Source organism: Flavobacterium sp. KY-23415 (assembly GCF_055384985.1).
In genome coordinates, this window is the sequence record NZ_AP044001.1 from 1,690,158 (window position 1) to 1,716,565 (window position 26,408).

Sequence of the window (26,408 nt, forward strand, 5' to 3'; positions counted from 1 at the left end):
GAGTTCAATTTTTTTTGCTTCGCAACTATTTTGTGTTCATTTCTATCATAACAAAGTCTAATGCATAATCTAGGATTATAGTATCTCAGTATTTTATGGAGTTTGAATAGTAAGAAAGATAAGTTTTAACAAATTCGGCAATTATGTTGTATTTAACTTTAGAATAATCTGCCTTATATTTGTCTCGGTTAATAGCAGTAATTTTTTCTACTCAAGAAAAAGTTTAAAGGTCGAGGTGTTCACTTCGGCCTTTTTTTTTAAATTAAACAATACCATTTGAGATTTGAATTTACTGTAAAAGAAAATGATTTTTTTTTCTTGAAATGAAATTGCCATAAGAAAAGCGTTTGCTTGCAAACACCAATGAAAATATGCGATTCCATATGACCAATTAAAAACAAATAATTATCTACACATAAAATAGTAAATTAAAGCATAGCATCGCTACATTTTTATTTTATATTGAAATAACGAGGAAAAAAGAGTGTATTATTCCACTAAATTCAATTGATAAAGGTATTAAATAATTTATACTAAAAAGTTTAACAAGAAAGGCAGATATGTTGTATTTATTTATATAGAAATACTACTTATCTTTGGTGTTAGTTAATAGTAGTAAATTTTTTCCTCAAAAGGGAAGGGTAAAATCAAAAGGTCGTTTTCTCATACCGACCTTTTTTTGTGTGAATAAATTTAAAAATCCAATTTTAAACATTTAACAAATTCGGCATTTTTTCTGTAACCAGTTTAACATAATCATTCCATATCTTTGTCTCGGTTAATAGCAGTAATTTTTTCTACTCAAGAAAAAGTTTAAAGGTCGAAGTGTTCTCTTCGGCCTTTTTTTATGCTATTAAAACCAAGGAAAAATAAAATGTTGTACATAAACAACATAATCTTAATCTTTCAGAATACAATAGATGCGCCCATTATTTTTTCTATTATCTTTCAGGATTAATGCTTTGACAAGTTTAACAAAATAGGCATTTATTCTGTATTTAATTTATAATGGATATTAAGTAGTTTTGCATTGGTTAATAAGGGTATATTATCCAAATTAGTTAATAAGGTAAAGTAAAAAAAAAGGGCAGTAGGAATATTGTCCTTTTTTTATGAAAAATTATAGGAACAAAATAATTTTAACAAATTCGGCAATTTTGTTGTATTTAACTTTAGAATAATCTGCCTTATATTTGTCTCGGTTAATAGCAGTAATTTTTTCTACTCAAGAAAAGGTTTAAGGGTCGAAGTGAGAACTTCGACCTTTTTAATTCTATATCTTAGAAATCAAATCAAGAGCTTTATGTATTGTTTTTACATTGTCAAATGTTAAAAGTAATCGTAACCCGTTTTTAGTTTGTTTTTCTTTCATTTTACAAATGTTTCCGTTTTGTTGAACAAATTGTACCACTTTCATAAAACGATTACTTTGGTAGAAATTACTTTGTTGATCACTAATAAAATAACCAATCATTTTTCCTTGTTTAATAAGTACTTTTTCAAGACCAAGAGCAGAAGCTTTCCATTTTAAACGAACACTGTTTAAAAGTGCTATAGCAGGTTTTGGAAGCGCTCCAAAACGATCTATCAATTTTTGTTCAAAAGCTTCTAATTTGGTTTCGTCTTTTATAAGGTTTAATTCGTTATAGAGGTTTAAACGTTCTGTAATATTGTTGATGTATTCATCTGGGAAAAGTATTTCAAAATCGGTATCTATTTGAATATCTTTTACAAATTCTTTAGTTTCAATGTTGTTTTCTTCTACATATAAATCTGCAAACTCATTTTCTTTAAGCTCTTCAATTGCTTCATTCATTATTTTTTGATAAGTATCAAAACCAATTTCATTAATGAAACCACTTTGTTCACCACCTAATAAATCTCCTGCACCACGGATTTCTAAATCTTTCATGGCAATATTAAAACCACTTCCAAGTTCGCTAAATTGCTCTAACGCTTGAATACGTTTTCTAGCATCTTCTGTCATGGCAGAGTATGGAGGAGTAATAAAATAGCAAAAAGCTTTCTTGTTGCTTCGTCCTACGCGCCCTCGCATTTGGTGCAAATCAGACAAGCCAAAGTTGTTGGCATTGTTAATGAAAATAGTATTTGCATTTGGAACATCTAATCCGCTTTCAATAATTGTTGTGGCAACAAGAACATCAAACTCACCTTCAATGAAAGAGAGCATTAACTCTTCTAGTTTTTTTCCATCCATTTGACCATGTCCAATACCTACTTTAGCATGAGGTATTAATCGTTGAATCATTCCAGCAACTTCTTTTATGTTTTCAATTCTGTTGTTAATGAAGAAAACTTGTCCGCCACGTTCAATTTCATAGGAAATGGCATCACGAATGGTTTCTTCATTAAAACTCACCACATTTGTCTCAATTGGGTAGCGATTGGGTGGAGGAGTGGTTATTACCGATAAATCTCTCGCTGCCATTAAAGAAAATTGAAGCGTTCTAGGAATTGGAGTTGCTGTTAAAGTTAAAGTATCAACCGTTTCTGAGATGGTTTTTAATTTATCTTTTACATTGACACCAAATTTTTGCTCTTCATCAATAATTAATAATCCTAAGTCTTTAAATTTTACATTCTTATTAACCAATTGGTGTGTTCCAATAACAATGTCTAATTTTCCAGATTCTAGTTGTTCTAATGTCTCCTTTTTCTCTTTAGCCGATCTAAACCGATTAAGATAGCTAACCGTTACAGGCATTTCTTTTAGACGTTCAGAAAAAGTTCTGTAATGTTGATAGGCTAAAATTGTTGTAGGGACCAAAACAGCAACTTGTTTGTTATTATCAACAGCTTTGAAAGCAGCTCTAATAGCCACTTCTGTTTTACCAAAACCAACATCTCCACAGACTAACCTATCCATAGGTCTCTCACTTTCCATGTCTAATTTTACGTCGTGAGTTGCAGTAATTTGATCTGGAGTATCTTCATAAATAAAGGAACTTTCCAATTCTTTTTGTAAATAGCTGTCTGGAGCACATGCATGCCCTTTTTCTAATCGACGTTTTGCATAGAGCTGAATTAGGTTGAAAGCTATGTGTTTAACTCTTGCTTTTGTTTTCTGTTTTAAGACTTTCCAAGCGTTACTACCCAGTTTGTAAATTTTAGGAGGAGTACCGTCTTTACCATTGTATTTTGAAATTTTATGTAAAGAGTGAATGCTAACATAAACAATGTCATTGTCTGCATAGACAAGTTTTATCGCTTCTTGTTTTTTTCCTTCCACATCAATCTTCTGCAAACCGCCAAATTTTCCAATTCCATGATCAATGTGGGTAACATAATCGCCTACAGACAGCGAAGTGAGTTCTTTTAAAGTTATAGTTTGCTTTTTTGAATACCCATTTTTAATACTAAATTTATGGTAGCGTTCAAAAATTTGATGATCGGTATAGCATGCTATTTGAAGTTCTTCATCTATGAAACCTTGAAAAAGCGGAAAGACTAGTGTTTTGTATTGTTTTCTTGTACTTTCATGTTTTTCAGAATCAATGTCTTCGAAGATATCATGAAAACGTTCTGCTTGATTTTCATTGGAACAGAATAAATAATTGGTGATGTTGTTGAAATGATTATCTCCCAAGTTATTTAAAAGTAGGTCGAATTGTTTGTTAAAAGAAGGTTGCGGTTGAATATGAAATTCAAATGCCTTCTCCATTTTAAAAACGGGTTTATTGTGTAGCTCAACAACCGAAAAATCTAATGCTTTTTTTAAAAATTGTTTTTGATTGACAAAAAGTTCTTCGGGTGTTGCATGTTTAATGTCTGGAGAAAGTTTGCCAAAAGCTTCATTTGCTTTTTCAAATAGTTTATCTAATTGGGTTCCTAAAAGTTCCGTGTTTTGAATGAAAAGAACAGTTCTCTCATTGATATAATCTAAAAAACTTTCCCTATTTTCTTCTAGGAGTTTGTTTTCTACATTAGGGATAATGCTTATTTTTTTTAGTTTTTCAACAGAAAGTTGTGTTTCTACATCGAATGTGCGAATACTATCTACTTCATTACCGAAAAATTCAATTCGATAAGGATGGTCGTTGGAAAAAGAAAAAACATCAACAATACCGCCACGAACAGAGAACTCACCAGGTTCAGTTACAAAATCGGCTCTTTTAAAGTTATATTCAAAAAGGGTTTCATTAATAAAATCTATAGAAACTTTGTCGTTAACACTTAACTTTAATGTGTTTTTTTCGAGCTCTCTTCGTGTTACAACTTTTTCAAAAATAGCATCGATATAGGAAACAATGATTGCAGGTTTCTTTCTTGAATTAATTCGATTTAGAACTTCTGCTCTTAAAAGAATATTTGCATTATCTGTTTCTTCAATTTGATAGGGTCTTCTGTAAGACCCAGGATAGAACAAAACATCTTGGTCGTTAATTAATTGTTCTAAATCGTTTAAATAGTATGCAGCTTCTTCTTTATCATTAAAGAGAAGCAAGAATGGAAGTTCGTTTTTTTTAAAAAGTGAATCAGTAACAAACGATAGCGAAGACCCAATAAGTCCAGAAATATTTATTTTTTTTCGATTATTAATGTATTCACTAATTTGAGCGATCTTTGGTTGTTGCTCGTATTTTTTTACTATTTCGGAAGCTTTCAAGTTATTGTGTAATTTGAACCTGAAGAAATAAAAGTTATTCTTTCTTTTCTTCAGCTTTTTGTTGATCTTTATTTTCTATAATTTCGTCCTGAAGTTTTTTTCTTGCCAAACGAGTTGTGTCTAACGCACGAATCATAATTTCTTCACCAATTTCTTTTGGGATAGCTTTTTTAATTACAACTTCATCCATTTGGTTATAGACACCTTTTATTTCTTCGTTGATTTCACTAATTAATGAAATTATTTTTTTTTGGGGAATATCTTCAAGATGAATATAAGTATCCAGCGATTTAATTTTGGTGTTTAGTGTAACAAGTCTGCTTCTTACTTGTGGAATATTGAAAGCTTCGGGTACAGTTAAACTTAAACTATCTGATCTTTTAGATACATTCTTAACTTTTAGTTGAAAAGCTAATAGAGATGTTTTTGGTTTTTCTTCTAATTCTCGTTTAATTTGTTGCCATTCGTTCCAATCTGCAATAGTTGTTTTTACTTCGGGCTTGGAATCGGGAAATGTAAATTGCCATTTTTTTGAGATTGCCTTAAAAATAATCTCGTTTTTTTGTGCTATTTTAACAGATTCTTCGTTCTGTTTTTCATTGTCTTCGCAAGACAATAATGTTAGGAACAGAAAAAATATAGGAATTAAATATTTCATTTTGATAACTTATTCTAGCAAAAGTAATAATGTTTATTGAAAGTTAGATTATTTATGTGTTTTCTTAACATTTGATAGTAAAATAAAACTTAAAAAATCATTAAATGATGCAGCTGAAAGCATTATATTTGCGTATTAATTACACCTAGTAAAATGGATACAAAAGTTTTAATTATCGGTGCTTGTGGGCAAATAGGAACCGAACTAACCGCTAAATTAAGAGCAACTTACGGAGTAGAAAATGTAGTAGCTTCTGATATTAGAAAATTAGAAAATGATGTTGTAAATGATGGAATATTTGAAGTTGTTAATGCATTAGATTATAATCAAATTGAGCATTTGCTTGAAAAATATAAGATTACAGATGTTTATTTAATGGCTGCACTTTTATCTGCAACAGCAGAAAAGAATCCTGCTTTTGCGTGGGACTTAAATATGAATTCCCTTTTTCATGTGTTAAATTTAGCAAAGGCAGGAAAAATAAAAAAAATATTTTGGCCTTCAAGTATTGCTGTTTTTGGACCAACAACACCTTCGCAAAATACTCCTCAATATACCATCATGGAGCCAACAACAGTGTATGGAATTTCTAAACAAGCAGGAGAAAGATGGTGTGAATATTATAATAAACAATATGGTGTAGATGTTAGAAGTATTCGTTATCCTGGGCTGATAAGCTGGAGTACAGAGCCAGGAGGTGGAACTACCGATTATGCAGTTGATATTTACCACAAAGCCATCACAGAAGGAAAATTTACTAGCTTTTTATCTGAGAACACAGGCTTACCAATGATGTATATGGACGATGCAATAAAAGCAACCATTGGTATTATGCAAGCACCAGAAGAGCAGATAAAAATACGTTCTTCATATAATTTATCGGCAATGAGTTTTACACCAAAAGAGATTGCAGAAGAAATTAAAAAACACTATCCTAATTTTACCATTGACTACAATCCAGACTTTAGACAAAAAATAGCAGACAGTTGGCCAGCAAGTATAGACGATACTTTTGCAAGAGAAGATTGGAATTGGAAAAATGATTATGAAATGGAAAACATGACGGTAGCTATGTTTGAAAATTTAAAGAAACACGTTTATAATACTTAATGATTAGTACACGATTGTTTTTAAAATAGTTGATAACTAGAAAAACCACATTTTTTAGATGTGGTTTTTTTTGTTATTTGTTTTTCTTATTTCTTAGGAGTTGGTTTTTTTCGTTCGCTTTTTTTCTTTCCTCCTGCCATTTCATATTGCGAGCTGTTTTTTCCATATTTTGTGGCTACTCCAGTTAAGATGCGTTCGTTCCAATCTTTTATCATTTCAATTTGACTAATACATTCATTGTATAAATCATCAATTGTACTTAAGGCAGTATTGTAAACACTTAGTTTTGTTGAAAGAGCAGTAATTGCTGCTTCATAATTTGGAACTGTAATATCGTTCCCTAAATCTAATGTGCTGCTAATACTTTTTACAGCTGCTAAACGAGTATTTGCCTTCTCAAGATCTAATACTCTGGTCAATTTTCTTCTTGCCATGATTTTCAATTTTTAATTATTATTTATTTTATTCGTTAAAAATGATAAAACAAATTATGTGCCAAATTGAAGTAAAAATCTACAAAAAAGCATTGTTAGCTACTTTTTTATTACAAAAAGCACATTTTCTTGTTGTCTTAATTTGAAAGCAATAAGTCCAATTTAATGAGCATTAAACCCAATTAAGTAACTATTAAACAAATATTAATTAGCATTAAATGAGATTAAATTCATAATAAGCCAAACTAGATTCATAATAAGCATAATTTAATTAAGCTTAAACAAAACTTAATTTACTAGAAGTAACATTTAATTTGTATTAAGTAGAATTATGTTAGTATTAAACCCAATTAGATTTATAATAAGCATAATTAACCACATAATAAGTCATAATTGATTAGTAGAAAGAAAAATTGGGATTGTAAAATAAAGTTATTTATCCGTTTTTTGTTTGAACTAAATCTTGCATACCATAATAATCGATTGCTTTTTGTTTTAATGGGTTAGTGCTCCATTCTTCCCATTCGTTGGTATAGGGACTGTAGCCACATTTTAAAGGTTTGGAATATTGGTTTTCTGGGTCTTCAATATAGGCACGACAATCGGTGCACATATAACGGAATTCACAATCTTTGCAAACCTCTATTTGGTCTTTGGTAATGTTCCAATATTTTTTAAAATCCCTCTGCTGCAAGGCTTCTTCTAATGTGGTGTCTTTAATGTTGCCAAAACTTTGCACCATAGAGGGGCAGTTTTTAATGTTTCCGTCTTTGTCTATAGCGATTTTTTTGTTTAAGCAGGAGTTGTGGTTTAGGGATTCTAAATAAACGTCAATATTTGCAACAAAATATCCATTAATTGCACCGCAAAAATTGATGTTTTTTATCTTAGTTGTTGTATAGGTAATAAAATCTTTACTATTAGTTTTTGGAGAGGAATGTAGAATAACTTTACTTAGTCGCTGGTATTTTTTTCTAATTTTTATAAAATCAATATTATTGTCATATTCATTTAAAAGTTGAATTGACATTAATCTACTTTCGTTGAATTCTTCTAAAAAACGTAATAGTTCTTCTTTTTTACTTTCATAGAATATTAAAAAACAATCTTGAATTCCTAATTTATCGAAGCTCTCTTTTATTTTAGTTAAGTTATAGAATACTATTTCAGAGTATTCTATAACTGCATTAGTGATTTTGTATGGTTTTTCAAATGTAGTAGCTATTCTAGGAAATTTTTGGACTTCATTAATTGAACATTCAAATAAAAATTCATTTTTGATTAGAAAATTTTTATATTCATTTATAATATTGGTATTATTAAATTCAATTTTCAACTTTTCAAAATCTAAAATTTCATTTTGAGATAAGATTTCAAATAAAGAATTTGGAATGTTTTTATAGTTATTCCTTTGAATATCCATTATGATACTTTTACTTGATCCTTTTACAGGAATACAATTTGCGAAAAGTTTATAGGTCATAATTCAAATTTTACAATTGGTTTATAGTGAGGTATAACAACCATTTCTGTGCTGCCTGTTTTTTTTGATCCTTTTGCAATATAAATCTCAGCACTCAATTTTTTCTCTTCAAAACTTTCTCCTTTAGTTAAAAGTAATGTTAATGGAGAAATGATATTTTTAAAAATTTTGTTCATATTCAATTAATTTTTCAAAAACTTTTTTTTCTAAATTATAATTACAAGGTTTAGATGTCATACCAAATTGTCCAACAGGATTAACTTCTAAAAAATAGTATTTGTCATCTTTCCCTTTAATAATATCAATAGAACCCGTTTTTAAATTCATGTCTTTCATTAATCCCCTTAAACTATCTTCAACATCATTTGGTAATTTATAAGGAACAGTTCTATTAGGTTTTTTATAATTATATTGTCTAAAATCTACAGCCGTTTGTTTATCACTTTGAGAAAAAATAGCCATACTATAACATTCACCATCTAAATAAAATGTTCTTATTTCATACCTTTTGTCAATTTTTTTTTGAAACAAAGAAGGTAAAAATTTATGTTTTACTTTCTTTACGATTGTTGTGTAGGTAGAGTAAAACATATTTCCATGTTTAAAGCCTACAGTTTGAGATAACGGTTTAGTGATATAATTGCTATTTATTTCAGCATGGGAATTTGAGATAATAGTTTCTGGAATTGTTAATCCATTATTTTTGGCGAGTAATAAAACGTCTATTTTATCTTCTTTTACAAAAGGATAGTCAAACCAAAATGTATTTTTTGACAAACTATTTACAAAAATTTTAAGAAAGGCCTCCCATTCTTTAAAAACAAAATGTGAAAAGAGCCTTAGATTATCAAAATCAAATTTTTTATCTATAAATCGATCAATATTTGTTCTTTTTGATATTCTCCTATTCCAAATCACTTTCTTTGCATCTAAATTAATTTCAACATTATCAATCTTCATTGTAGTAGCATTTTCATTTAATTTATATCTAAATGAAAAAAAATCACTATCCTTTAAATTATCACAATTAATACGTATAAAATCCTTTTTATGAAATAAAAAATAATCTACAATTTCGTCTGAAGTTCTTTCATAACCTAATGTTAGTAAAATAATCATACTCGTTTATTGTTTTTATCCTTATAAATTATTTTATACGGAATATTTTCTGGTATGTAAATTTCATAGCCTTGTAAATCTTCTTTCTTACATTTGAATATGGGAAAATATATTTCTTTATTAGTATAGATAGGGATAACTTCTACACTGTAAAATTCTTTCTCTCTCGGTAAGGTAATTTTATGATTCATAAAAGCATTAGGCTTATAATACCATTCATAATATTTTTCATAATAGGGACTTACTATTCTAGCATCAAATTGTCCGTCGTCTTCATCATAAATTAAGGGTTGGTTATTGTTAATTTCATTTTCATATAAATTAATATTTATGATTTTTGTTTGGTCTACTGAAAAGAATTTCTTTTCAGGATATAGTTCCTGAAGCCTTACCCGCATAAATTTCCAGTCAAATCGTTCTTTTTTTTCTATGTGTGCGTGACCTCCAAAAACAACTACTTTTGCCTTTTTATCTTGTTGATAAATTTTAGCAATATTTAAAGCTTGTATGCTATCGCGGCAATTACCAACTCCTATCATTCCTTCATTTTTTGCATTAGCACATTGTTCTGCTTCTTCATAAGCCACAATTTTAAATCCTAGACTAATGGCATAGTTAATCATTAAAGAACAAGTAGGCTCTTCTACATAATAACCCGATATGTTTTCTGGAGCAACAAATACACTACCTTCTTCTTCTGGAGGTGTAAGTGCTTCTAGCGCTAGGTAATTATAGCCTTTTTCTTTTAAATTTTTCAGAACATACATGAAATTGTATCTGGTGTGTGGAAAAGTATGAAACTCGTTAAACATTACGGCATCTAAATCTTTAGGCAATGCATCTAAATAAGCATCTAAATCTCTTAAGAGGGTAGTATCAATCTCTCTTCTTTTATAAGGTTTTACAAAATGTTTGATATCATCGAAAGCCCCATTATTTGTGTGTAAACTTACCAAAATGGAACCATAAAGGGATTCATTAGAATATACATTTTTATCAAAAGTTTTTATTAAATCGACTTGTGCATAATAGTCTTTGTATAAAAACTTATCGAGAACTTTTAAAAACAGATAGGGTTGCGTTTTATTTGTTAATAAAAATTTTTCAAACCCTACAAATAATCTGTCTTTTATATTTTTAAATAAAGAAGTGTCATTAGTTACTAATCGTAAATATTCGTGATTGTTTATTTCAAAAAACAACTCGTTTGTTTTATTTTTTTTGTAGTGATATGAAACGCTATATCCTTTTACAGAATCTTCTTTGGTTTGATGCTGATAGAATAATTGCAAATTATTTTTTTTATAAAAACTATTTTCCTTAAAATTAGCAGTAGTAATAAAAAAATCGATATACTCTTTTTTTTCGCTATTTACTTGGCTAAACAGATACTTGTCTTTTGCTTTGCTTTGAGTTTTTAAATATGGTTTTTTATTTGTAAAACTGGATTTTTCGACACCTTTAAATAAAAAATCATAGGGAATAGTAGCCACAGCTGTTACCAATTTGCCATCATAACTATATCTAAAGTTTATCTTTTCAGCGTTTTGGGCAATAGTATAACTTGCAACCAATAGTAATACTACTAATATGTTTTTTTTCATAATTTTTATATCTAGTAAAAGAGGTTGCAATTCACAACCTCTTTAAATTAAAACATTTTTAATTAACAGTCACTACAAATGTCATCAGTCCTTCTTTCTGCTACTGTCCAAGTAACGGTAACACCAGTGCCTGTGTCTTGAGCCAAATTAATATTGTTTCCACCATTAATTTTGCCTAATTCATTGCTTTCTAATTTTCTGAATTTTTCAGATTTTAAACTTTCTAATTTCATAATTGTAAATTTATTTATTATACTACTACAAGCATTTAAAGTCAATTGTAGTTTTTGACTATCGTTGCAACAATATTTTTAATTTTTTTATAATCAGAATAATGCATTCGTAAATGTAAGTAAAAACTTCACTTTACTAAATACAGAAAATCTGTAAAAATTGTTAAAGTTTAAGGTTGATTCTAGTTTTTATATCTTTCCTATTATTTCTATGACGAATGTCGTTACTATTTTTTAAAAAAGGGAAGATTCATATTGCGATTATTTTGCAATTATTATGTACATCATTTATTTTTTTGCACTTTTGTATAAAGTAATACAACATGATTAAGGAGAAATTAAAAACTGTTCGTAAGAAAAAAGGATTTACTCAAGAAGAAATTGCTAGACATATAGCAACAGATACTTCAAACTATAGTAGGAAAGAAAATGGAGAAGTAAAAATTACGCCAAAGGAATGGCAAAAAATTGCCGATTTTTTAAATTGTGATGTGGAAGAAATCTATGAAGAAAATGAGCCTAATATTACGTATAAAAACAAAGGGAATAGTTCAGTAAACAATTCGGGAACAATTCATTATTTTAATGTTCCGGATTTTGTTTTAGAGCATTTAGAGTTAATTAAGAAAGAGAATAAAAGATTAGAGGAAGAAAATGAAAAGTTAAAGGAACAATTAAAAAATAAAGAATAAAAACAAGTTACTATTATTCGGTTTTAGAAAAAAACAGTTCTCATTTGGACTATTAAATGAGAACTATTTTTTGTGTTTTATTGTTGTTTAAAACTTTTCTATCAACGCCTCTTCAATAGGAGTTTTAATTTTAATAACTTCGGCTGTGTTGTCATTGGGTATGGTCATAGACAAGACATAGTGTTTGATCTTCCAAGTCTCATTTTCTTTTATTAAAACACCACTGCCTCTGCAAATTTTCATTTGGGTGTTCAATAATTCATCAAACCAAGCCATTTTGCCATCAGAAGAGAAATAAACATTTCTTTCTAGTGCGGTAAAATTCCATGCTTTTCCTTTGTCGAAATAGGGTTTTGCAAAAGCCATGAATGCTTTCTTGTTCCAGTTTTCTGTTGCATCGGTACCAATAAAGATGGATTCATCGGCCATTGCATCAAAATAGCCTTTAAAATTTGTCTCTGCAGCATTTTTATGCCATTGATCTAGTAAAGTGTTTATTTCTATTTTAGAAGGGGCTGCTACTTCTTTATTAGTAGTGCAATTTAAAAATAGAAATAATAACAAAATAGAATAATATCGAGTCATAATGATGTGTTTAAAAGAATGATGTGTAAAGATATTATAATTTTTCATCATGTTGCGACAAATCTAATCCAATGCTTTCGGAGTCAGATGATACTCTTAAGGGAATGATTTTGTTGGTAATTTTATAGAGAATTAATGCACCAAAAAAAGTAAATACAGCGACTAGAACTAAAGCGATCATATGATGTAAAAAAACGCTCCATCCACCATGTAATAGACTTGCGTTTTCTCCTTCGGCAAATAGTGCTGTGAGTAACATTCCCATAATGCCTCCAACACCATGACAAGCAAAGACATCTAATGTGTCGTCTATTGTTTTTAATTTTTTCCAGTTTAGAACAATGTTGGAAACAATTGCCGCAATAAAACCAAAGAAAATACTTTTAGGAATGGAAATGAAGCCTGCTGCGGGAGTAATAACCACCAAGCCAACAACAGCTCCAATACAGGCTCCTAAGGCAGAGACCTTTCTGCCGTTTATTCTATCAAAGAAAATCCAAGTCATCATGGCAGAAGCAGAAGCAATTGTAGTGGTTGCAAATGCCATTGCTGCGGTACTATTAGCGGCCATTGCAGAACCAGCATTAAAGCCAAACCAGCCAAACCAAAGCATTCCGGTGCCTAATATTACAAAAGGAATATTAGTAGGAATATGATCTTTGTCTTTTCTTTTCCCAAGAACCATTACCCCAGCCAAAGCAGCAAATCCGGCACTCATGTGCACAACAGTTCCGCCGGCAAAGTCTTTAATGCCAAAATAAGCCCCTAAAAGCCCATTAGGGTGCCAAACCATGTGGCAAAGTGGAGCATAAATGAAGAGCGTAAAAAGACAGATGAATAGGAGGTAGGAGATGAAGCGCACTCTTTCTGCAAAGGATCCTGTAATAATGGCTGGAGTTATTACTGCAAATTTCATTTGAAAAAGCGCAAAAAGGATAAAAGGAATGGTGTTCCCAATATATTTATGAGGTAGCGTTGAAACATTATTGAAGAACATAAAATCAAAAGGATTGCCAAACAAGCCATAAGCGACTCCGTTTATTTCAACACCAATAGATGATCCAAAGGATAAGCTAAAGCCAACAATGACCCATAGTAAAGAAACAATGCCTAAAGAGATAAAACTTTGTAGCATTGTAGAAATAACATTTTTCTTTCCTACCATTCCTCCATAGAAAAAAGACAATCCAGGAGTCATTAATAATACAAAAGAAGATGAGGTTAATAACCAAGCAATGTCTGCATAATTTGTGGTTTCGCTGGGTAAAAAATCATTTTCAAGATCATTTGTGCTTTTCCAAAACAAACTTACTAATGCTATTGTTGTGATTAATACAAAAGAAACGATCCATCTTTTTTCAATTTTCATAAGTATAAGTTTTAAGGTTATTGGTTATAAAAATAGAATTTAATAGAATTAATCTTTTGAAAAACAGTAGTCTAGGGTGTATTTTTGTTATAAAATGAAAATTAATCTTTTAAAATGAAGAGTTCTAAAAAAGTGATATTGTTTTTTGAGATATTGTTTTTTGAATATTGTTGCGTTAATTCCTAAAATAAGTAGTAAAAGAAAGTGGACTTGATTCAAGAAAGGTTGTAAGCTTTTGAAAAGTATATTTTTGTTTTTTTACAAAAAGAAAAAGACCTTACATTTTTGTAAAGTCTTTTTAAAATTAGCTCCCTCTCTTGGGCTCGAACCAAGGACCCTCTGATTAACAGTCAGATGCTCTAACCAACTGAGCTAAGAAGGAATAACCAATATTTTGCAATTTTAAGATATTAAAAGCCACTCTTTAGAATGGCTTTTAAATTGCTCCCCCTCTTGGGCTCGAACCAAGGACCCTCTGATTAACAGTCAGATGCTCTAACCAACTGAGCTAAGGAGGAAGGTGTTTTACCTTTATTGCGGTGCAAATATAAGCCGAATATTTATTTTCACAAACAAAATATGAAAAAAATTAGAAAAATTTATCGGCAACTAATTGATAAATATCTTTTCCAAAGGTTAATGCCATCAAAGTCAGTAAGATAATCATTCCGGCAGTTTGAACATATCCCATAGCTTTATCGCTTAAAGTGCGACCAGTAATCATTTCTGCAATGGTAAATAGCGCATGACCACCATCTAATCCAGGAATAGGAAGTAAATTCATGAAGGCTAAACCAATTGAAAAAAGAGCAGTAAAGTTCCAAATGAACTCCCAGTTCCAAGTATCTGGTAATCGTCTTGCAATTCCAACAGGGCTTTGAATTTGAGTATAGGCTCCGGTTTTTGGACGTGCAATTAATTTTAAACTTTGAACGTTATATTTAAATAATGCCCAAGATTGACTCACAGCTTCTGGGAAAGCCTCTCCAAAGCTTAGTTTTTCTGTAATGGTATATTTTTTATCTTCTTTTTCGTCAAAACCAATTCCTAATTTACCTTTTTGATTCAATTTACCTTTCAGGTCTAATGCTTTCCCTTTTCTTTGTATGTTGATTGTGATCTCTTTTCCTTTATTTTCGGAAAGTAGTCTCTTTAAATCTTTCTCTGATTCTGTTTTTATTCCGTTAATACCAATGATTTCGTCTTTAAATTCAATCCCAGATTTTTCAGCAACTGAGTTTTCTTCAATACCACTTACAAAAGCATTTTTTAAATTAATGTTTGGTCTTAAAAAAATATTCTTGTTAAAGGCATTGGCACCTGTTGTATCTATTTTGATTTTTAATGCTACTTCTTGGTTGTTTCTTTTAACAAGTAGGGTTACAGAATCGTTTTTATGAGCTTTAATTGCATCTGAGAATTCATCAAAATAAACAAAACGCTTGTTGTTCATTCCTATAATTTCGTCAAAGCGTTTAAAAACCGAAGTACTTTTAGTAACAGAATCAATATAAGCATCAGAAATTGCACCTCTTGCATGCACAAAACCTTTTCCTTCTTTTTTGATAATTTCTCCTTTTTGTTCGTCTGTTAAAAGCAGTTCTATTTTTTTTCCATCTCTTTCAATTTCTACTTTATCGCCAAAAAGAACGCCCATATTCATGAATTTAAAATCATCGTGATGTTTCCCATCGATGCTAACTATCTTATCTCCATTTTTGAACCCTACACTTTGACCTATTTCCCCAAATGCTAAACCATTTTTTTGTAGTTCGTCAGTTGAAATGATTTTTTTTCCAACAGTAACATACATTATAGTAAAAATTAACCATGCTAACAGAATATTAACGATAATACCACCTAGCATAATGATTAATCGTTGCCAAGCTGGTTTGGAACGAAATTCCCATGGTTGCGGTTCTCCTTTTAGCTGTTCTTTATCCATGCTTTCATCCATCATTCCTGAAAGTTTTACATAACCTCCAATTGGAAGCCACCCAATTCCCCATTCTGTTTCTCCGATTTTTTTCTTTATAATAGAAAAACCTGCGTCCATGAATAAGTAGAATTTTTCAACTCTAACTTTAAACATTTTTGCAGTTAAATAATGTCCGAATTCATGAAGAATTACTAATACAGAAAGGATGAATAATATTTGTGCTAATTGAATCATTTTTTAAGTATGCTTTTTAATTTAAAAGACAAAAGTAAGGTTTTCACCTTACTTTTTATCATTATTTTTAGTTGGTACTAGTTTTTTATAAAATTTTTATGAATCACACCTTTGTTAGTGGTTAACTTTATGATATGCATTCCGTTTGAAAGGTGATTGATTGTTATTTCTTTCTTATTTTGAGTGAGTACTAATTGCCCTAAAGTATTATAAAATTCCACTTTTTCTAAAGTAATATCATTTGGAATAGTAATGTGAATGGTATTCGCACTCGGATTAGGATAAATTGAAACGGTTTGTTCTAAAGTGAATTCATCGTTTGATAAAGTAGCCGAGTTGTTCCTTGATATGATGTCTTTATTGGGATCAAACGCTACATTCGTTATTTGAAAGGGTACATTAACAATAAATTCTTCATTATTTACAGTATTGTCGACTGTAAAGTCTTGCGATTGTCCACCGTTTCCAAATAAGCGTATTACTAATGGCATTTCGAAATAACTTACGGAAGGGTCGGATTGAGTTTGATTAACTGTTATTTTGGCTTGACCTGCTCCCCAGTTTTGGGCAGTAATTGTGTAGGTTGGGTAACCCTCATTATAGACCCAATCGTTAAAAAATTCAGTAAAGTCTAATCCAGAAGCAGTTTCTAGATGGCTTTGAAACTGTGGGGTTACTGCATATTTATAGGCTAAATTAGGATCAGCTAAATAGTTTCTTAGCGCTTGAAAGAAATTAGTATCTCCCATTTTATAACGAATCATATTAGTAACCATAGCCCCTTTATTATAGGTTATTCTACTACTGAAAATTCTGTTTACATCGGTTATTTGAGAATCGGTTAAGTATAAATTTCCAGTTGGTTGAGAAGTGATATTACTTGTTTTTAAATCTTTCCAATTTATAAATGAAGCATTACCGTCTAAGTTTTCTACAACTATTCCAGACATGTATTCTGTGATTCCTTCATTGAGCCAAATATCTTTCCAAGTTCCACAAGTAATTTTATCACCAAACCATTGGTGTGCCATTTCATGAGCAATTAATCCTCTAGACCATCCTCCCATGAAGGAAACAGTTGTGTGTTCCATGCCGCCTCCCCATCCAAATTGAGCATGGCCATATTTTTCATTTCTAAAGGGATAGTCTCCAATTAAGGTTTCAAATAAATTCATTATTGTTGGCGTAACCGCTAGACTGTTTTGAGTTGTTGTTGCTGTTTCTGGATAAATATAATTTACTATTGGAAAAAATGGACTTGCAGTAGTTCCTAGTCCTCCTTGTTGATTATAGATTTCGTAGTTTGTAACTGCAATTGCAACTAAATAGGCGGGTATAGGATAGCTATGATGATAGTGGGTTGTTTTAGTGCCATTTCCATTATCATTTGCACTTTGTTCTAGTCCATTTGAAACACTAATATATTGTGATGGGGCAGTTATATAGACATCGATACTTTCAATTTTATCATTTAAGTCTTGTTTACAGGGCCACCAATCTCTTGCCCCATAGGGTTCTGATAATGTATAAATTATGGGTGTTCCTGCATGTGTTCCTGCAGTAAATGCTTGTTCGGCAGTAGAAGGTGCTCCGCTGTATATAATTTCTATTGTTGCACTATTCCCAGTTGTTAAAGTTGTTGGGAGTGTTATTACTAATTCGTGGGTACTATTATGAGAAAAGCTAAGGTTCGTTCCATTTTTTTTTACTGAAGTAATAGTAAAAGGATTGGTGGTTTTTTTGTAAAAATCAAAAACAACAGTATTCATGTTTTCCAATGCTGTAAATGTAGTTGTAACTTGTCCTTCAATGTTAAAAACAGCAGGGTTAACCGTAAATCGTAATTCTTGATGTGTTACGTCATAATTTAACGTATTGGGATTGGCTTGAAAAGTGCTTAATGAGGAAGCAGATTTCATTTCTGCTTCAACCATTTGGTCAAAATCATTATTTTCTACTTGAGCAAAGATGAAAAAAGATGAAATTAATAAAAGTGATAGTAGTGTTTTTTTCATTTTTTTTAGCTAATGTATTGAATTTATGGCATAAATAAAAAAAGCGATTCTAAAAATTGAATGTTTTTTCATGTGTAACACAAAAATCTAATTTAATATCGTTTTGATTAACATCTTCAATACATTCTTCGGGTTCAAAAAAAGACAATCCTATTTTTATGGTTTCTGGATTACATTGGCTTAAGAAATTATCATAGAAACCTTTGCCGTATCCAACACGATTTCCTTGATTGTCGTAGGCTAATAATGGAATGAAAACAACATCGATTTTATTTGGAGGAACTTCTATTCCGTCAACGGGTTCAGGAATGTTGTAGTTGTTTTTTTTAATACGCGTATTGTCGGTTAGTAGGAAATGTGTCATAGTTATCGTTTCAAAATTAGATTTTGAAACGATAACTTCTTTGTCTTTTCCTGCTAGAATCTGTAGTATATATTCTGTATTAACTTCTTTTTGTTCTTCTATGGGTAAGAAAATATGATAATATATTTTTTCCCAAATATCCAAACTAAGTAATTGATTTGCAATTGCAAGACTTTTGTCTTCAATTTCTTCAAAAGTTAATTTTTCTCTTTCTGCTTTATACTTTTTCCTTAGTTCATTTTTTATCATTTATAGACAGTTTTAATTCGTCTATAAAAGTAGTTAAATGTTCTATTTCTACATGATACATCAATACAATTTTATACCATTTGTTGTCTTCATTATGTTGTTGAGGTACTAAATCGTATTTTTCTGCCAAATGATGAGGAATGTTTTCAGCATGAATAGTAACAATATTCATTTTTGGTTCACGAAAATAAGCAATACCTAGTTTGTCTAATTCGCTACAAAGGAATTTTGTTCTCATTTGTAAGATACTAATTTTTTCAAACCAACCAAAAGGACCGTAGGTAAACAGAATCATCCAAACTGCTACAGCATTTGCTCCAGAACGACTCCCACAAAGTGTTAAATCCATTCCTTCAACATATTCTGCTTCTTTTGTTAATACATTTTCTATTAGTCCTTTTCGGCAAATAAAAACACCTGTTCCATATGGAGCTTGTAGCATTTTATGAGCGTCTATTGTTATAGAACTAATCTTTGGATTGCTGAAATTTATTGACGAATCTTCATTGCTAAAAGGGTAAACAAATCCTCCATAGGCACCATCAATATGCAGTTTGTATTCTAAATTATGTTTTTCTAGAATGCTAATATAGTCGTTAGGATTGTCTACAGACCCAAACATTGTAGTTCCCATGTTTGCTACTGCAATAAAATATTTTTTCCCATTAGATTTGGCTTCAGAAATGACTTTGTCTAGGTTTTCAATTTCAATAGCTCTAGTGTTGAAGTTAACTGCAACTCTAATCCAGTCAATTTGTAATAAATTTGCAGCTTTGGGGATTGAGTAATGTGTGTCTTCAGAGGCAAGAATTGCTATTTCATCAGATTTAGCATTCAAATGGTTCATGAAGTAGTTTCTGAAAACCCAAACAGCTTGAATGTTAGCTTCCGTTCCTCCAGGAGCAATGTAGCCATCAAATTCATTTTCCTTTGCTTTGAAAACATCTACAGCTAATACGTTAAGAACTTCTCTTTCAATTTCTTGAGTTCCGCTAAAGGCTTTTTCTGAGGTGCCAAATGTATGGCAGCCAATGTTATTAGGGTTCGCGACATATGTTTGTAACGTTGGAGCATCTTTTAGAAAAGGAGCATCGTCATAAAAAACTTGTCCGTCTAATTTAGAGGCTGGATAGCCTAAAGAAGCATCATTAGAAAAATTTACATTCTCTTGCAGTGCTTGTTGAATTCTAGCTTTAAGTTGTTCTTGTTTTAATTTTTTCCAAAATATCATTTGTCTAGTAATTTTTTGCAAAGTTAAGGCATACTAAACGAACAAAAAGATGATATTTGTTAGTTTTCTTGCTCTAGATGAGTTGATAGATGGAAAATAGCATCTCCTTGATAAACTATTGGAGCATCGTTTATATTGATTAAATAGCCATCATTTGGTGCTTTCACTTTATTTTCTGTTTTTCCAAAAGGATCTGAAATTGTAGCGAGAACATCTCCTTTGTTTACGAAATCACCAATTTTAACATGGCCAATAAACATGCCTGAAAAATGTGCTCTAACCCAATTAGATTTTTCAATGTAAATTGTTTTTTTAGGGTTTAGATTGGCGTTTTTTTTAGGATTTAGCATGTCTAAGTAGAAAAGAAACCTTTTTGAGCCTTCTACTCCTTCTTTAGTAATGTCAGTATTTAAGTCTAATGATTTTCCACCTTCAAAAAGGAGCATCTTTACGTTTAATTTTGTGCAAGCATTTCTGAAAGATCCTTGAATGTTCTTTGAGTAGAGTGTGAAAGGAGCATTAAAAATCGTTGCAAGTTTTTTTAATTCAATGTCATTTGGTATAATCCGAATTTGAGCAGCATTAAAGCGACTGGCTCCACCAGCATGAAAATCGATAGCATAATCAATTATAGGGATTATTTCTTTTACGAGAAAATGAGCAAAACGGCTTGCTAAAGAACCAGTCTTACTTCCAGGAAATACTCTGTTTAAATCGCGACCATCGGGGAATTGCCTACTTTGGTTTACGAATCCAAAAATATTAATAATAGGAATACAAATTATAGTGCCTCGTTTCGGTTTGTTTATTTTTCGAATAATGAGTTGTCTCACAATTTCAGTACCATTAATCTCATCGCCATGCAATCCAGCGCTAAACAAAACAACGGGTCCATCTATCTTGGAACGTTCAATTATTATTGGTATTTTAAGTTTAGTAGTAGTATGAAGTTTGGCAATTTCTACATCGATAGTTTTGCCTTGTCCAGGTAAGATACGTTCTCCCAGTAATTCAATTGCTTTGTTTTTCATCTCATTAAATTGTGAAGTAGTAAAAATAGGAATTAAATTCGGATTTTGTAAATTTGTTCAATGCAAACACCACTCGAACTTCAAATACAAACATTGCCAGATAACCCTGGAGTTTATCAATATTTTGACAAAGATGATAAGATATTATATGTAGGTAAAGCTAAAAATTTAAAGAAGCGTGTGCAGTCCTATTTTACTAAGAATCACGACAATTATAAAACGTCGGTTCTAGTAAAGAAGATTGTTTCCATTAAACATATCGTTGTTCCAACAGAAACTGATGCCCTTTTATTAGAGAATAACTTAATTAAAAAATTACAACCGCGCTATAATGTTCTTCTAAAGGATGATAAAAGTTATCCTTGGATTTGTATTAAGAGAGAACCATTTTCGAGAATTTTTTCCACTCGGAACATGGTTAAAGATGGTTCAGAATATTTCGGACCATATACAAGTTTTAAAACCGTTAATACACTTCTTGATTTAATAAAAGAATTATATCCTCTTCGAACGTGCAGCTACGATTTATCTAAAGGGAATATAGATTCAGGAAAATACAAAGTGTGTTTAGAATATCATATAGGGAACTGCAAAGGACCTTGTGAAGGGTATGAATCTTTAGAAGAATATCAAAAACAAGTTAATGCAATCCGCGAAATCTTAAAAGGAAATTTTAAAGAGAGTTTAAAAGAGTTTAAAACTTTAATGACTACTTTGGCTTCAGAAATGAAATTTGAAGAGGCTCAAAAAATTAAAGAAAAAATAGAAGTTTTAGAAAATTATCAATCCCGTTCAACAATTTTAAACCCTAAAATATCGAATATAGATGTTTTTTCAATTGTGTCAGATGAAAGTATGGCCTATGTGAATTTTTTGCAAATTTCCCATGGAGCAATTATACGTTCTCATACTATGGAAATAAAGAAAAAATTAGAAGAAACAGACGAAGAATTACTAGAATTGGCAATTGTAGAACTAAGAGAACGTTTTCATTTATTAACTAGAGAAATAGTTGTTCCTTTTGAACTTGATTTAGGAGAGAATGTGAAAGTAACTGTTCCTAAATTAGGCGATAAAAAACAAATATTAGATTTGTCCGTTAGAAATGCTAAATTTTACAGAATGGATCAATTAAAGCAAATTAAAATTGTAGATCCAGATAGACATGCGAACAGAATAATGGCTCAAATGAAAAAAGATTTACGACTCTCTGTTGAGCCAAGGCATATTGAATGTTTTGATAATTCAAATATTCAAGGAACAAATCCTGTTGCAGCTTGTGTGGTTTTTAAAAATGGAAAAGCTAGTAAGCAAGATTATCGACACTTTAATATAAAAACGGTTGAAGGTCCTGATGATTTTGCATCGATGGAAGAGGTGGTGTATAGAAGATATAAACGCTTGTTAGAAGAAAACGAATCATTACCTCAATTAATTATTATTGATGGAGGTAAAGGACAATTGTCGTCGGCTTTAAAGAGTTTAGAAAGTTTAGGATTAAGAGGCAAAATTGCAATAATTGGAATTGCAAAACGATTAGAAGAACTTTTTTATCCAGATGATCCAATTCCTTTATATCTCGATAAGAAATCAGAAACCTTGAAAATTATTCAACAATTAAGAAATGAAGCGCACCGATTTGGTATTACACACCATCGAGATAAAAGAAGTAAGTCGGCTTTGAAAAATTCATTAGAATCTATTCCAGGAATTGGAGAAAAAACAATGGTAACGTTATTAAAACACTTTAAAAGTGTTAAAAGATTGCAAAATGCAACTGAGAATGAAATTTCTGATGTTGTTGGTGCTTCAAAAGCCAAAAAAATTACCGACTTTTACAAGACAATTCAGTAAAATCTAAAAAAAATACAATAATGAAAAAAATGTTCTTGTTAATAAGCCTATTTATAACGTTTCAAATCTGCTTATCTCAGGAAGATTCTATTCAAGTTTTTAGGCCAAAAGTAGGGCTTGTGCTTAGTGGTGGGGGGGCAAAAGGCTTGGCTCATATTGGTGTTTTAAAAGTAATTGATTCATTGGGGATAAAAGTTGATTATGTTGGAGGAACTAGCATGGGAGCAATTATTGGAGGGCTATATGCTTCCGGTTATTCTGCAAAAGAACTAGATTCTATTTTCACGATGGTAGATGTAGATGCACTACTACAAGATTTTACTCCAAGAGATTCTAAAAGTTTTTATGAGAAAAGGAACGATGAAATTTATGCTGTTTCTCTCCCTTTCGATAATTTTAAATTGGGGCTTCCTTCTGGTTTGTCTAAAGGACTTTATAATTACAATTTACTCTCTAGATTAACCATGTCTGTAAATGATATTCACGATTTTAGTGAGTTGCCAATTCCTTTTTTTTGTGTCGCAACAGATATAGAAACAGGGAAGGAAGTGATTTTAAATAAAGGTATTTTGCCTCAAGCAATGATTGCAAGTGGGGCAATTCCAACTTTGTATAGTCCAATAGAGATTGATGGAAAAGTTTTAGTAGATGGAGGTGTTGTTAATAATTATCCTGTTGAATTGGTTAGAGAAATGGGAGCAGATGTTGTGATTGGAGTAGATGTTCAAGACGGGCTAAAAAAAAGAGAGCAGTTAAAAGAAGCTACAGATCTATTGGTTCAGGTGACTAATTTCTCTATGATTGAAAAGATGGAAGAAAAAAGAAAGTTGACAGATATCTATATTAAACCTGACATAAGAGGTTTTACTGTTGTTTCTTTTGATAAAGGGAAAGAAATAATTCCTAAAGGAGTAACAGAGGCATTGAAATTTATGCCTCAACTACAAAAATTGCAATTTCAAAAAAGAAAAGAAAACATCACTAAGAAAGTAGATGATTCTATAAGTATTAAAGCTATAAATATTAATGAGTTAGCTAATTATACAAGGGCGTATGTTTTGGGAAAGTTGAAATTTAAACCAGATTCTAAAATCAGTTTTAAAACTTTTGAAAAAGGGATAAACAACCTAAATGCCACTCAAAATTTTAGATCAATTACATATTCGTTTCACGAAAATGGGACAGGGGAAGATGTTATTTTTGATTTAAAAGAAAAAAGAAGTAGTATGTTTCTAAAGTTTGGAATACACTATGATGATTTATTCAAAAGTGGGGTTTTAGTAAATTTTACAAAACGAAAATTGTTAGCCAGAAATGATGTTTTATCATTAGATGTTATTTTGGGAGATAATTTTAGATATAATTTAGACTATTATATTGATAACGGTTTTTATTGGAGTTTTGGAGTGAAATCTAAGTATAATTATTTTAGTAGAAACGTTCCTAACGATTTTAATAATGGAGTAACATTATCAAGTTTAGGACTTCGATCTGTGAATATTAATTATTCCGATTTTAGTAATCAAATTTATTTACAAACTATTTTTGCTCAAAAGTTTTCTATCGGTGCTGGGGCTGAATTAAAGCATTTAAAAATTAAATCGCCCACATTGGAATCGGTTCGACCTGTTTTTGATAATAGTGATTATGTTTCATTGTTTGGTTATATGAAGTTTGATTCATTTAATCAAAAATATTTTCCCAAAAAAGGATGGTTTTTTAATGGAGAAGTTAGATCATATATTTATTCTTCTGATTATAATAACGATTTTGAAAAATTTATAATGGCAAAAGCCGATATGGGGGTTGTTTATACTTTTTTTAATAAAGCAACATTTAAAATACTCTCAGAAGGAGGTTTTTCTGTGGGAGAAAATATAAATAATTATTTGGATTTTTCATTGGGAGGTTATGGTTTTGCTCCAATAAATAACATTAGACCTTTTTATGGTTATAATTTTATTGGATTGTTGGGAGATAGTTATGTAAAAGGTACTTTTGAGATAGATTATGAGTTGTTTAAAAAACATCATATAAACTTTAGCGGGAACTATGCTAATATTGGAAATAAAATTTTCAAAAATTTAGAGGGATGGTTTTCAAAGCCAACCTATAGCGGTTATGCTATAGGCTATGGTTATGAAACATTAATTGGTCCTTTAGAAATAAAGCATTCTTGGTCTCCAGAAACAAGAGAACATCATACATGGTTTGCAGTTGGCTTTTGGTTTTAAATATTAAAAAATATTTACGATATTTGTATCATTATGAAACTACACTGGTTAGACTTATTAGCGCACCTTAAATTCCTCATCAAGAGAAATCCTGAATGAGTCGCATAATTGAATAAATTTAGTAAATGCAGGTATCTAAAGGATTATTGCATTCGTTTATTGTTAAATTTTTAAATTAAAAAATTATGCCATTTTATCATAAATTAGGAGAAATTCCACCGAAACGTCATACTCAATTTCGAAAATCAAATGGAGATTTATATTATGAGCAATTGTTTGGAACAGTTGGTTTTGATGGTATGTCAACAAATTCATACCATGTATATAGGCCTACTCAGGTAAAAGAAATTAAAAGACAATATAATATTGCTCCCAAAATTGCAAAAGAAAATAATATTCAATCCTATAGATTAAGAGGCTTTCAAGTTCCACCAGAAAATGATTATTTAGAAAGCAGAAAAATTGTGTTGACTAATTCAGATTGTCACATCGCTTTGGCAGCACCTAAAAAGTCAACTACAGAATATTTTTATAAAAATACCGATTCAGATGAGATGATTTTTATTCATCGCGGAACAGGTAAATTAAGAACCATATATGGTAATCTAGATTTTAAATATGGTGACTATCTAATTATACCTCGTGGAATTATTTATAAAATAGATTTTGATTCAGAAGATAATCGTCTTTTTATTGTAGAATCTCATTCGCCAATTTATACTCCAAAACAATACAGAAATTGGTTCGGTCAATTATTAGAACATTCTCCATATTGTGAAAGAGATATTCGTCGCCCGTACGAATTAGAAACGAACGACGAAAAAGGAGAATTTCTAATTAAAGTAAAAAAGAAAGATGAAATTTTCGATATGATATATGCAACACATCCATTTGATGTGGTTGGTTATGATGGATTCAATTATCCATATGCATTGTCAATTCATGATTTCGAACCAATAACAGGAAGAATTCATCTTCCACCACCTATTCATCAAACTTTTGAAACAAATGCTTTTGTGATTTGTTCTTTTGTTCCAAGACTTTATGATTACCATCCATTATCAATACCTGCACCTTATAACCATAGTAATATAGATGCAGATGAGGTGTTGTATTATGTAGATGGAGATTTTATGAGCAGAAATGATATTGAAGCTGGTCATATTTCTTTACATCCTGCAGGGATTCCTCATGGGCCACATCCTGGAGCTGCAGAAAGGAGTATTGGCAAAACTGAAACTCAAGAGTTAGCGGTTATGGTCGATACTTTCAAACCTTTGAAGGTTACAGAAGAAGCTATGAAAATTGCAGATGAAAAGTATTTTCAATCTTGGTTAGATTAA

20 protein-coding genes and 2 tRNA genes are annotated in these 26,408 nt (G+C 30.7%); 5 read left to right on the plus strand and 17 right to left on the minus strand.

All coding sequences use genetic code 11. The annotated features are described in order from the left end of the window. Positions 1-1,273 precede the first annotated feature (1,273 nt). Positions 1,274-4,582 (minus strand): transcription-repair coupling factor, encoded by a 3,309-nt coding sequence (gene mfd / locus ACZ49Z_RS07520; RefSeq protein WP_464308053.1) that lies wholly within the window; start codon positions 4,580-4,582, stop codon positions 1,274-1,276. Between the two features lie 79 nt (positions 4,583-4,661). Further along, positions 4,662-5,285, minus strand: coding sequence for a hypothetical protein (locus tag ACZ49Z_RS07525; protein WP_464307567.1), 624 nt, complete (start codon positions 5,283-5,285; stop codon positions 4,662-4,664). A 153-nt stretch (positions 5,286-5,438) separates the two neighbouring features. On the opposite strand from ACZ49Z_RS07525, the gene ACZ49Z_RS07530 reads away from it, so the two are divergent. Next, positions 5,439-6,395 carry an NAD-dependent epimerase/dehydratase family protein gene (locus ACZ49Z_RS07530; protein ID WP_464307568.1) on the plus strand — a complete coding sequence of 319 codons (957 nt, stop codon included), beginning with the start codon at positions 5,439-5,441 and terminating at the stop codon, positions 6,393-6,395. Between the two features lie 86 nt (positions 6,396-6,481). Here ACZ49Z_RS07530 and ACZ49Z_RS07535 read toward each other — a convergent pair whose 3' ends face one another. The 6 genes from ACZ49Z_RS07535 to ACZ49Z_RS07560 form a co-directional block, all read right to left on the minus strand. Further along, a complete protein-coding gene (locus ACZ49Z_RS07535; RefSeq protein WP_464307569.1) occupies positions 6,482-6,829 on the minus strand; it encodes a hypothetical protein in 348 nt (115 codons plus the stop codon). Between the two features lie 436 nt (positions 6,830-7,265). After that, positions 7,266-8,312, minus strand: coding sequence for a grasp-with-spasm system SPASM domain peptide maturase (gwsS, locus tag ACZ49Z_RS07540; protein WP_464307570.1), 1,047 nt, complete (start codon positions 8,310-8,312; stop codon positions 7,266-7,268). Then, positions 8,309-8,488 (minus strand): hypothetical protein, encoded by a 180-nt coding sequence (locus ACZ49Z_RS07545; protein ID WP_464307571.1) that lies wholly within the window; start codon positions 8,486-8,488, stop codon positions 8,309-8,311. The genes gwsS and ACZ49Z_RS07545 overlap by 4 nt, the downstream gene beginning before the upstream one ends. Continuing rightward, the gene (gene gwsG / locus ACZ49Z_RS07550) at positions 8,472-9,431 is read right to left on the minus strand and encodes a grasp-with-spasm system ATP-grasp peptide maturase (protein ID WP_464307572.1); all 960 of its coding nucleotides are present in this window, start codon (positions 9,429-9,431) and stop codon (positions 8,472-8,474) included. The genes ACZ49Z_RS07545 and gwsG overlap by 17 nt, the downstream gene beginning before the upstream one ends. Beyond that, a complete protein-coding gene (locus ACZ49Z_RS07555) occupies positions 9,428-11,035 on the minus strand; it encodes a hypothetical protein (protein ID WP_464307573.1) in 1,608 nt (535 codons plus the stop codon). Before ACZ49Z_RS07555 ends, gwsG begins: the two co-directional genes overlap by 4 nt. 62 nt (positions 11,036-11,097) lie before the next feature. Next, positions 11,098-11,268, minus strand: coding sequence for a hypothetical protein (locus ACZ49Z_RS07560; protein ID WP_464307574.1), 171 nt, complete (start codon positions 11,266-11,268; stop codon positions 11,098-11,100). 323 nt (positions 11,269-11,591) lie between these two features. Between ACZ49Z_RS07560 and ACZ49Z_RS07565 the strand changes: the two genes are divergently transcribed. Further along, on the plus strand, positions 11,592-11,960 hold the full coding sequence (locus ACZ49Z_RS07565; RefSeq protein ID WP_464307575.1) for a helix-turn-helix domain-containing protein: 369 nt from the start codon (positions 11,592-11,594) through the stop codon (positions 11,958-11,960). A gap of 87 nt (positions 11,961-12,047) precedes the next feature. Here ACZ49Z_RS07565 and ACZ49Z_RS07570 read toward each other — a convergent pair whose 3' ends face one another. The 9 genes from ACZ49Z_RS07570 to ACZ49Z_RS07610 form a co-directional block, all read right to left on the minus strand. Then, positions 12,048-12,545 (minus strand): nuclear transport factor 2 family protein, encoded by a 498-nt coding sequence (locus tag ACZ49Z_RS07570; RefSeq protein ID WP_464308054.1) that lies wholly within the window; start codon positions 12,543-12,545, stop codon positions 12,048-12,050. A 34-nt stretch (positions 12,546-12,579) separates the two neighbouring features. Beyond that, positions 12,580-13,914, minus strand: coding sequence for an ammonium transporter (locus ACZ49Z_RS07575; protein WP_464307576.1), 1,335 nt, complete (start codon positions 13,912-13,914; stop codon positions 12,580-12,582). A 308-nt stretch (positions 13,915-14,222) separates the two neighbouring features. Continuing rightward, a tRNA-Asn gene (locus tag ACZ49Z_RS07580) sits at positions 14,223-14,296 on the minus strand. Between the two features lie 62 nt (positions 14,297-14,358). Beyond that, positions 14,359-14,432: transfer RNA gene (locus tag ACZ49Z_RS07585), tRNA-Asn, on the minus strand. A 71-nt stretch (positions 14,433-14,503) separates the two neighbouring features. Continuing rightward, positions 14,504-16,087: a site-2 protease family protein gene (locus ACZ49Z_RS07590; protein ID WP_464307577.1), complete on the minus strand. Its 1,584-nt coding sequence runs from the start codon at positions 16,085-16,087 to the stop codon at positions 14,504-14,506. A gap of 77 nt (positions 16,088-16,164) precedes the next feature. Beyond that, a complete protein-coding gene (locus tag ACZ49Z_RS07595) occupies positions 16,165-18,102 on the minus strand; it encodes a M1 family aminopeptidase (RefSeq protein ID WP_464307578.1) in 1,938 nt (645 codons plus the stop codon). 49 nt (positions 18,103-18,151) lie between these two features. Beyond that, a complete protein-coding gene (locus tag ACZ49Z_RS07600) occupies positions 18,152-18,715 on the minus strand; it encodes a 5-formyltetrahydrofolate cyclo-ligase (protein WP_464307579.1) in 564 nt (187 codons plus the stop codon). Further along, positions 18,702-19,946, minus strand: a complete 1,245-nt coding sequence (locus ACZ49Z_RS07605; protein ID WP_464307580.1) for a pyridoxal-dependent decarboxylase — start codon at positions 19,944-19,946, stop codon at positions 18,702-18,704. Before ACZ49Z_RS07605 ends, ACZ49Z_RS07600 begins: the two co-directional genes overlap by 14 nt. Positions 19,947-20,005: 59 nt before the next feature. Then, positions 20,006-20,977 (minus strand): succinylglutamate desuccinylase/aspartoacylase family protein, encoded by a 972-nt coding sequence (locus ACZ49Z_RS07610; RefSeq protein WP_464307581.1) that lies wholly within the window; start codon positions 20,975-20,977, stop codon positions 20,006-20,008. Positions 20,978-21,037: 60 nt separating this feature from the next. On the opposite strand from ACZ49Z_RS07610, the gene uvrC reads away from it, so the two are divergent. The 3 genes from uvrC to ACZ49Z_RS07625 all read left to right on the plus strand — a co-directional run bounded on the left by uvrC (position 21,038) and on the right by ACZ49Z_RS07625 (position 26,408). Then, on the plus strand, positions 21,038-22,831 hold the full coding sequence (uvrC, locus tag ACZ49Z_RS07615; protein WP_464307582.1) for an excinuclease ABC subunit UvrC: 1,794 nt from the start codon (positions 21,038-21,040) through the stop codon (positions 22,829-22,831). 20 nt (positions 22,832-22,851) lie between these two features. Then, a complete protein-coding gene (locus ACZ49Z_RS07620) occupies positions 22,852-25,065 on the plus strand; it encodes a patatin-like phospholipase family protein (RefSeq protein WP_464307583.1) in 2,214 nt (737 codons plus the stop codon). Positions 25,066-25,250: 185 nt separating this feature from the next. Further along, positions 25,251-26,408, plus strand: a complete 1,158-nt coding sequence (locus tag ACZ49Z_RS07625) for a homogentisate 1,2-dioxygenase (RefSeq protein WP_464307584.1) — start codon at positions 25,251-25,253, stop codon at positions 26,406-26,408.

Excerpts from the sequence above, each read along its gene's own strand:
- ACZ49Z_RS07525 (WP_464307567.1), bottom strand. The coding sequence starts at position 5,285 with ATGAAATATTTAATTCCTATATTTTTTCTGTTCCTAACATTATTGTCT.
- ACZ49Z_RS07530 (WP_464307568.1), top strand. The coding sequence starts at position 5,439 with ATGGATACAAAAGTTTTAATTATCGGTGCTTGTGGGCAAATAGGAACC.
- ACZ49Z_RS07535 (WP_464307569.1), bottom strand. The coding sequence starts at position 6,829 with ATGGCAAGAAGAAAATTGACCAGAGTATTAGATCTTGAGAAGGCAAAT.
- gwsS (WP_464307570.1), bottom strand. The coding sequence starts at position 8,312 with ATGACCTATAAACTTTTCGCAAATTGTATTCCTGTAAAAGGATCAAGT.
- ACZ49Z_RS07545 (WP_464307571.1), bottom strand. The coding sequence starts at position 8,488 with ATGAACAAAATTTTTAAAAATATCATTTCTCCATTAACATTACTTTTA.
- gwsG (WP_464307572.1), bottom strand. The coding sequence starts at position 9,431 with ATGATTATTTTACTAACATTAGGTTATGAAAGAACTTCAGACGAAATT.
- ACZ49Z_RS07555 (WP_464307573.1), bottom strand. The coding sequence starts at position 11,035 with ATGAAAAAAAACATATTAGTAGTATTACTATTGGTTGCAAGTTATACT.
- ACZ49Z_RS07560 (WP_464307574.1), bottom strand. The coding sequence starts at position 11,268 with ATGAAATTAGAAAGTTTAAAATCTGAAAAATTCAGAAAATTAGAAAGC.
- ACZ49Z_RS07565 (WP_464307575.1), top strand. The coding sequence starts at position 11,592 with ATGATTAAGGAGAAATTAAAAACTGTTCGTAAGAAAAAAGGATTTACT.
- ACZ49Z_RS07570 (WP_464308054.1), bottom strand. The coding sequence starts at position 12,545 with ATGACTCGATATTATTCTATTTTGTTATTATTTCTATTTTTAAATTGC.
- ACZ49Z_RS07575 (WP_464307576.1), bottom strand. The coding sequence starts at position 13,914 with ATGAAAATTGAAAAAAGATGGATCGTTTCTTTTGTATTAATCACAACA.
- ACZ49Z_RS07590 (WP_464307577.1), bottom strand. The coding sequence starts at position 16,087 with ATGATTCAATTAGCACAAATATTATTCATCCTTTCTGTATTAGTAATT.
- ACZ49Z_RS07595 (WP_464307578.1), bottom strand. The coding sequence starts at position 18,102 with ATGAAAAAAACACTACTATCACTTTTATTAATTTCATCTTTTTTCATC.
- ACZ49Z_RS07600 (WP_464307579.1), bottom strand. The coding sequence starts at position 18,715 with ATGATAAAAAATGAACTAAGGAAAAAGTATAAAGCAGAAAGAGAAAAA.
- ACZ49Z_RS07605 (WP_464307580.1), bottom strand. The coding sequence starts at position 19,946 with ATGATATTTTGGAAAAAATTAAAACAAGAACAACTTAAAGCTAGAATT.
- ACZ49Z_RS07610 (WP_464307581.1), bottom strand. The coding sequence starts at position 20,977 with ATGAAAAACAAAGCAATTGAATTACTGGGAGAACGTATCTTACCTGGA.
- uvrC (WP_464307582.1), top strand. The coding sequence starts at position 21,038 with ATGCAAACACCACTCGAACTTCAAATACAAACATTGCCAGATAACCCT.
- ACZ49Z_RS07620 (WP_464307583.1), top strand. The coding sequence starts at position 22,852 with ATGAAAAAAATGTTCTTGTTAATAAGCCTATTTATAACGTTTCAAATC.
- ACZ49Z_RS07625 (WP_464307584.1), top strand. The coding sequence starts at position 25,251 with ATGCCATTTTATCATAAATTAGGAGAAATTCCACCGAAACGTCATACT.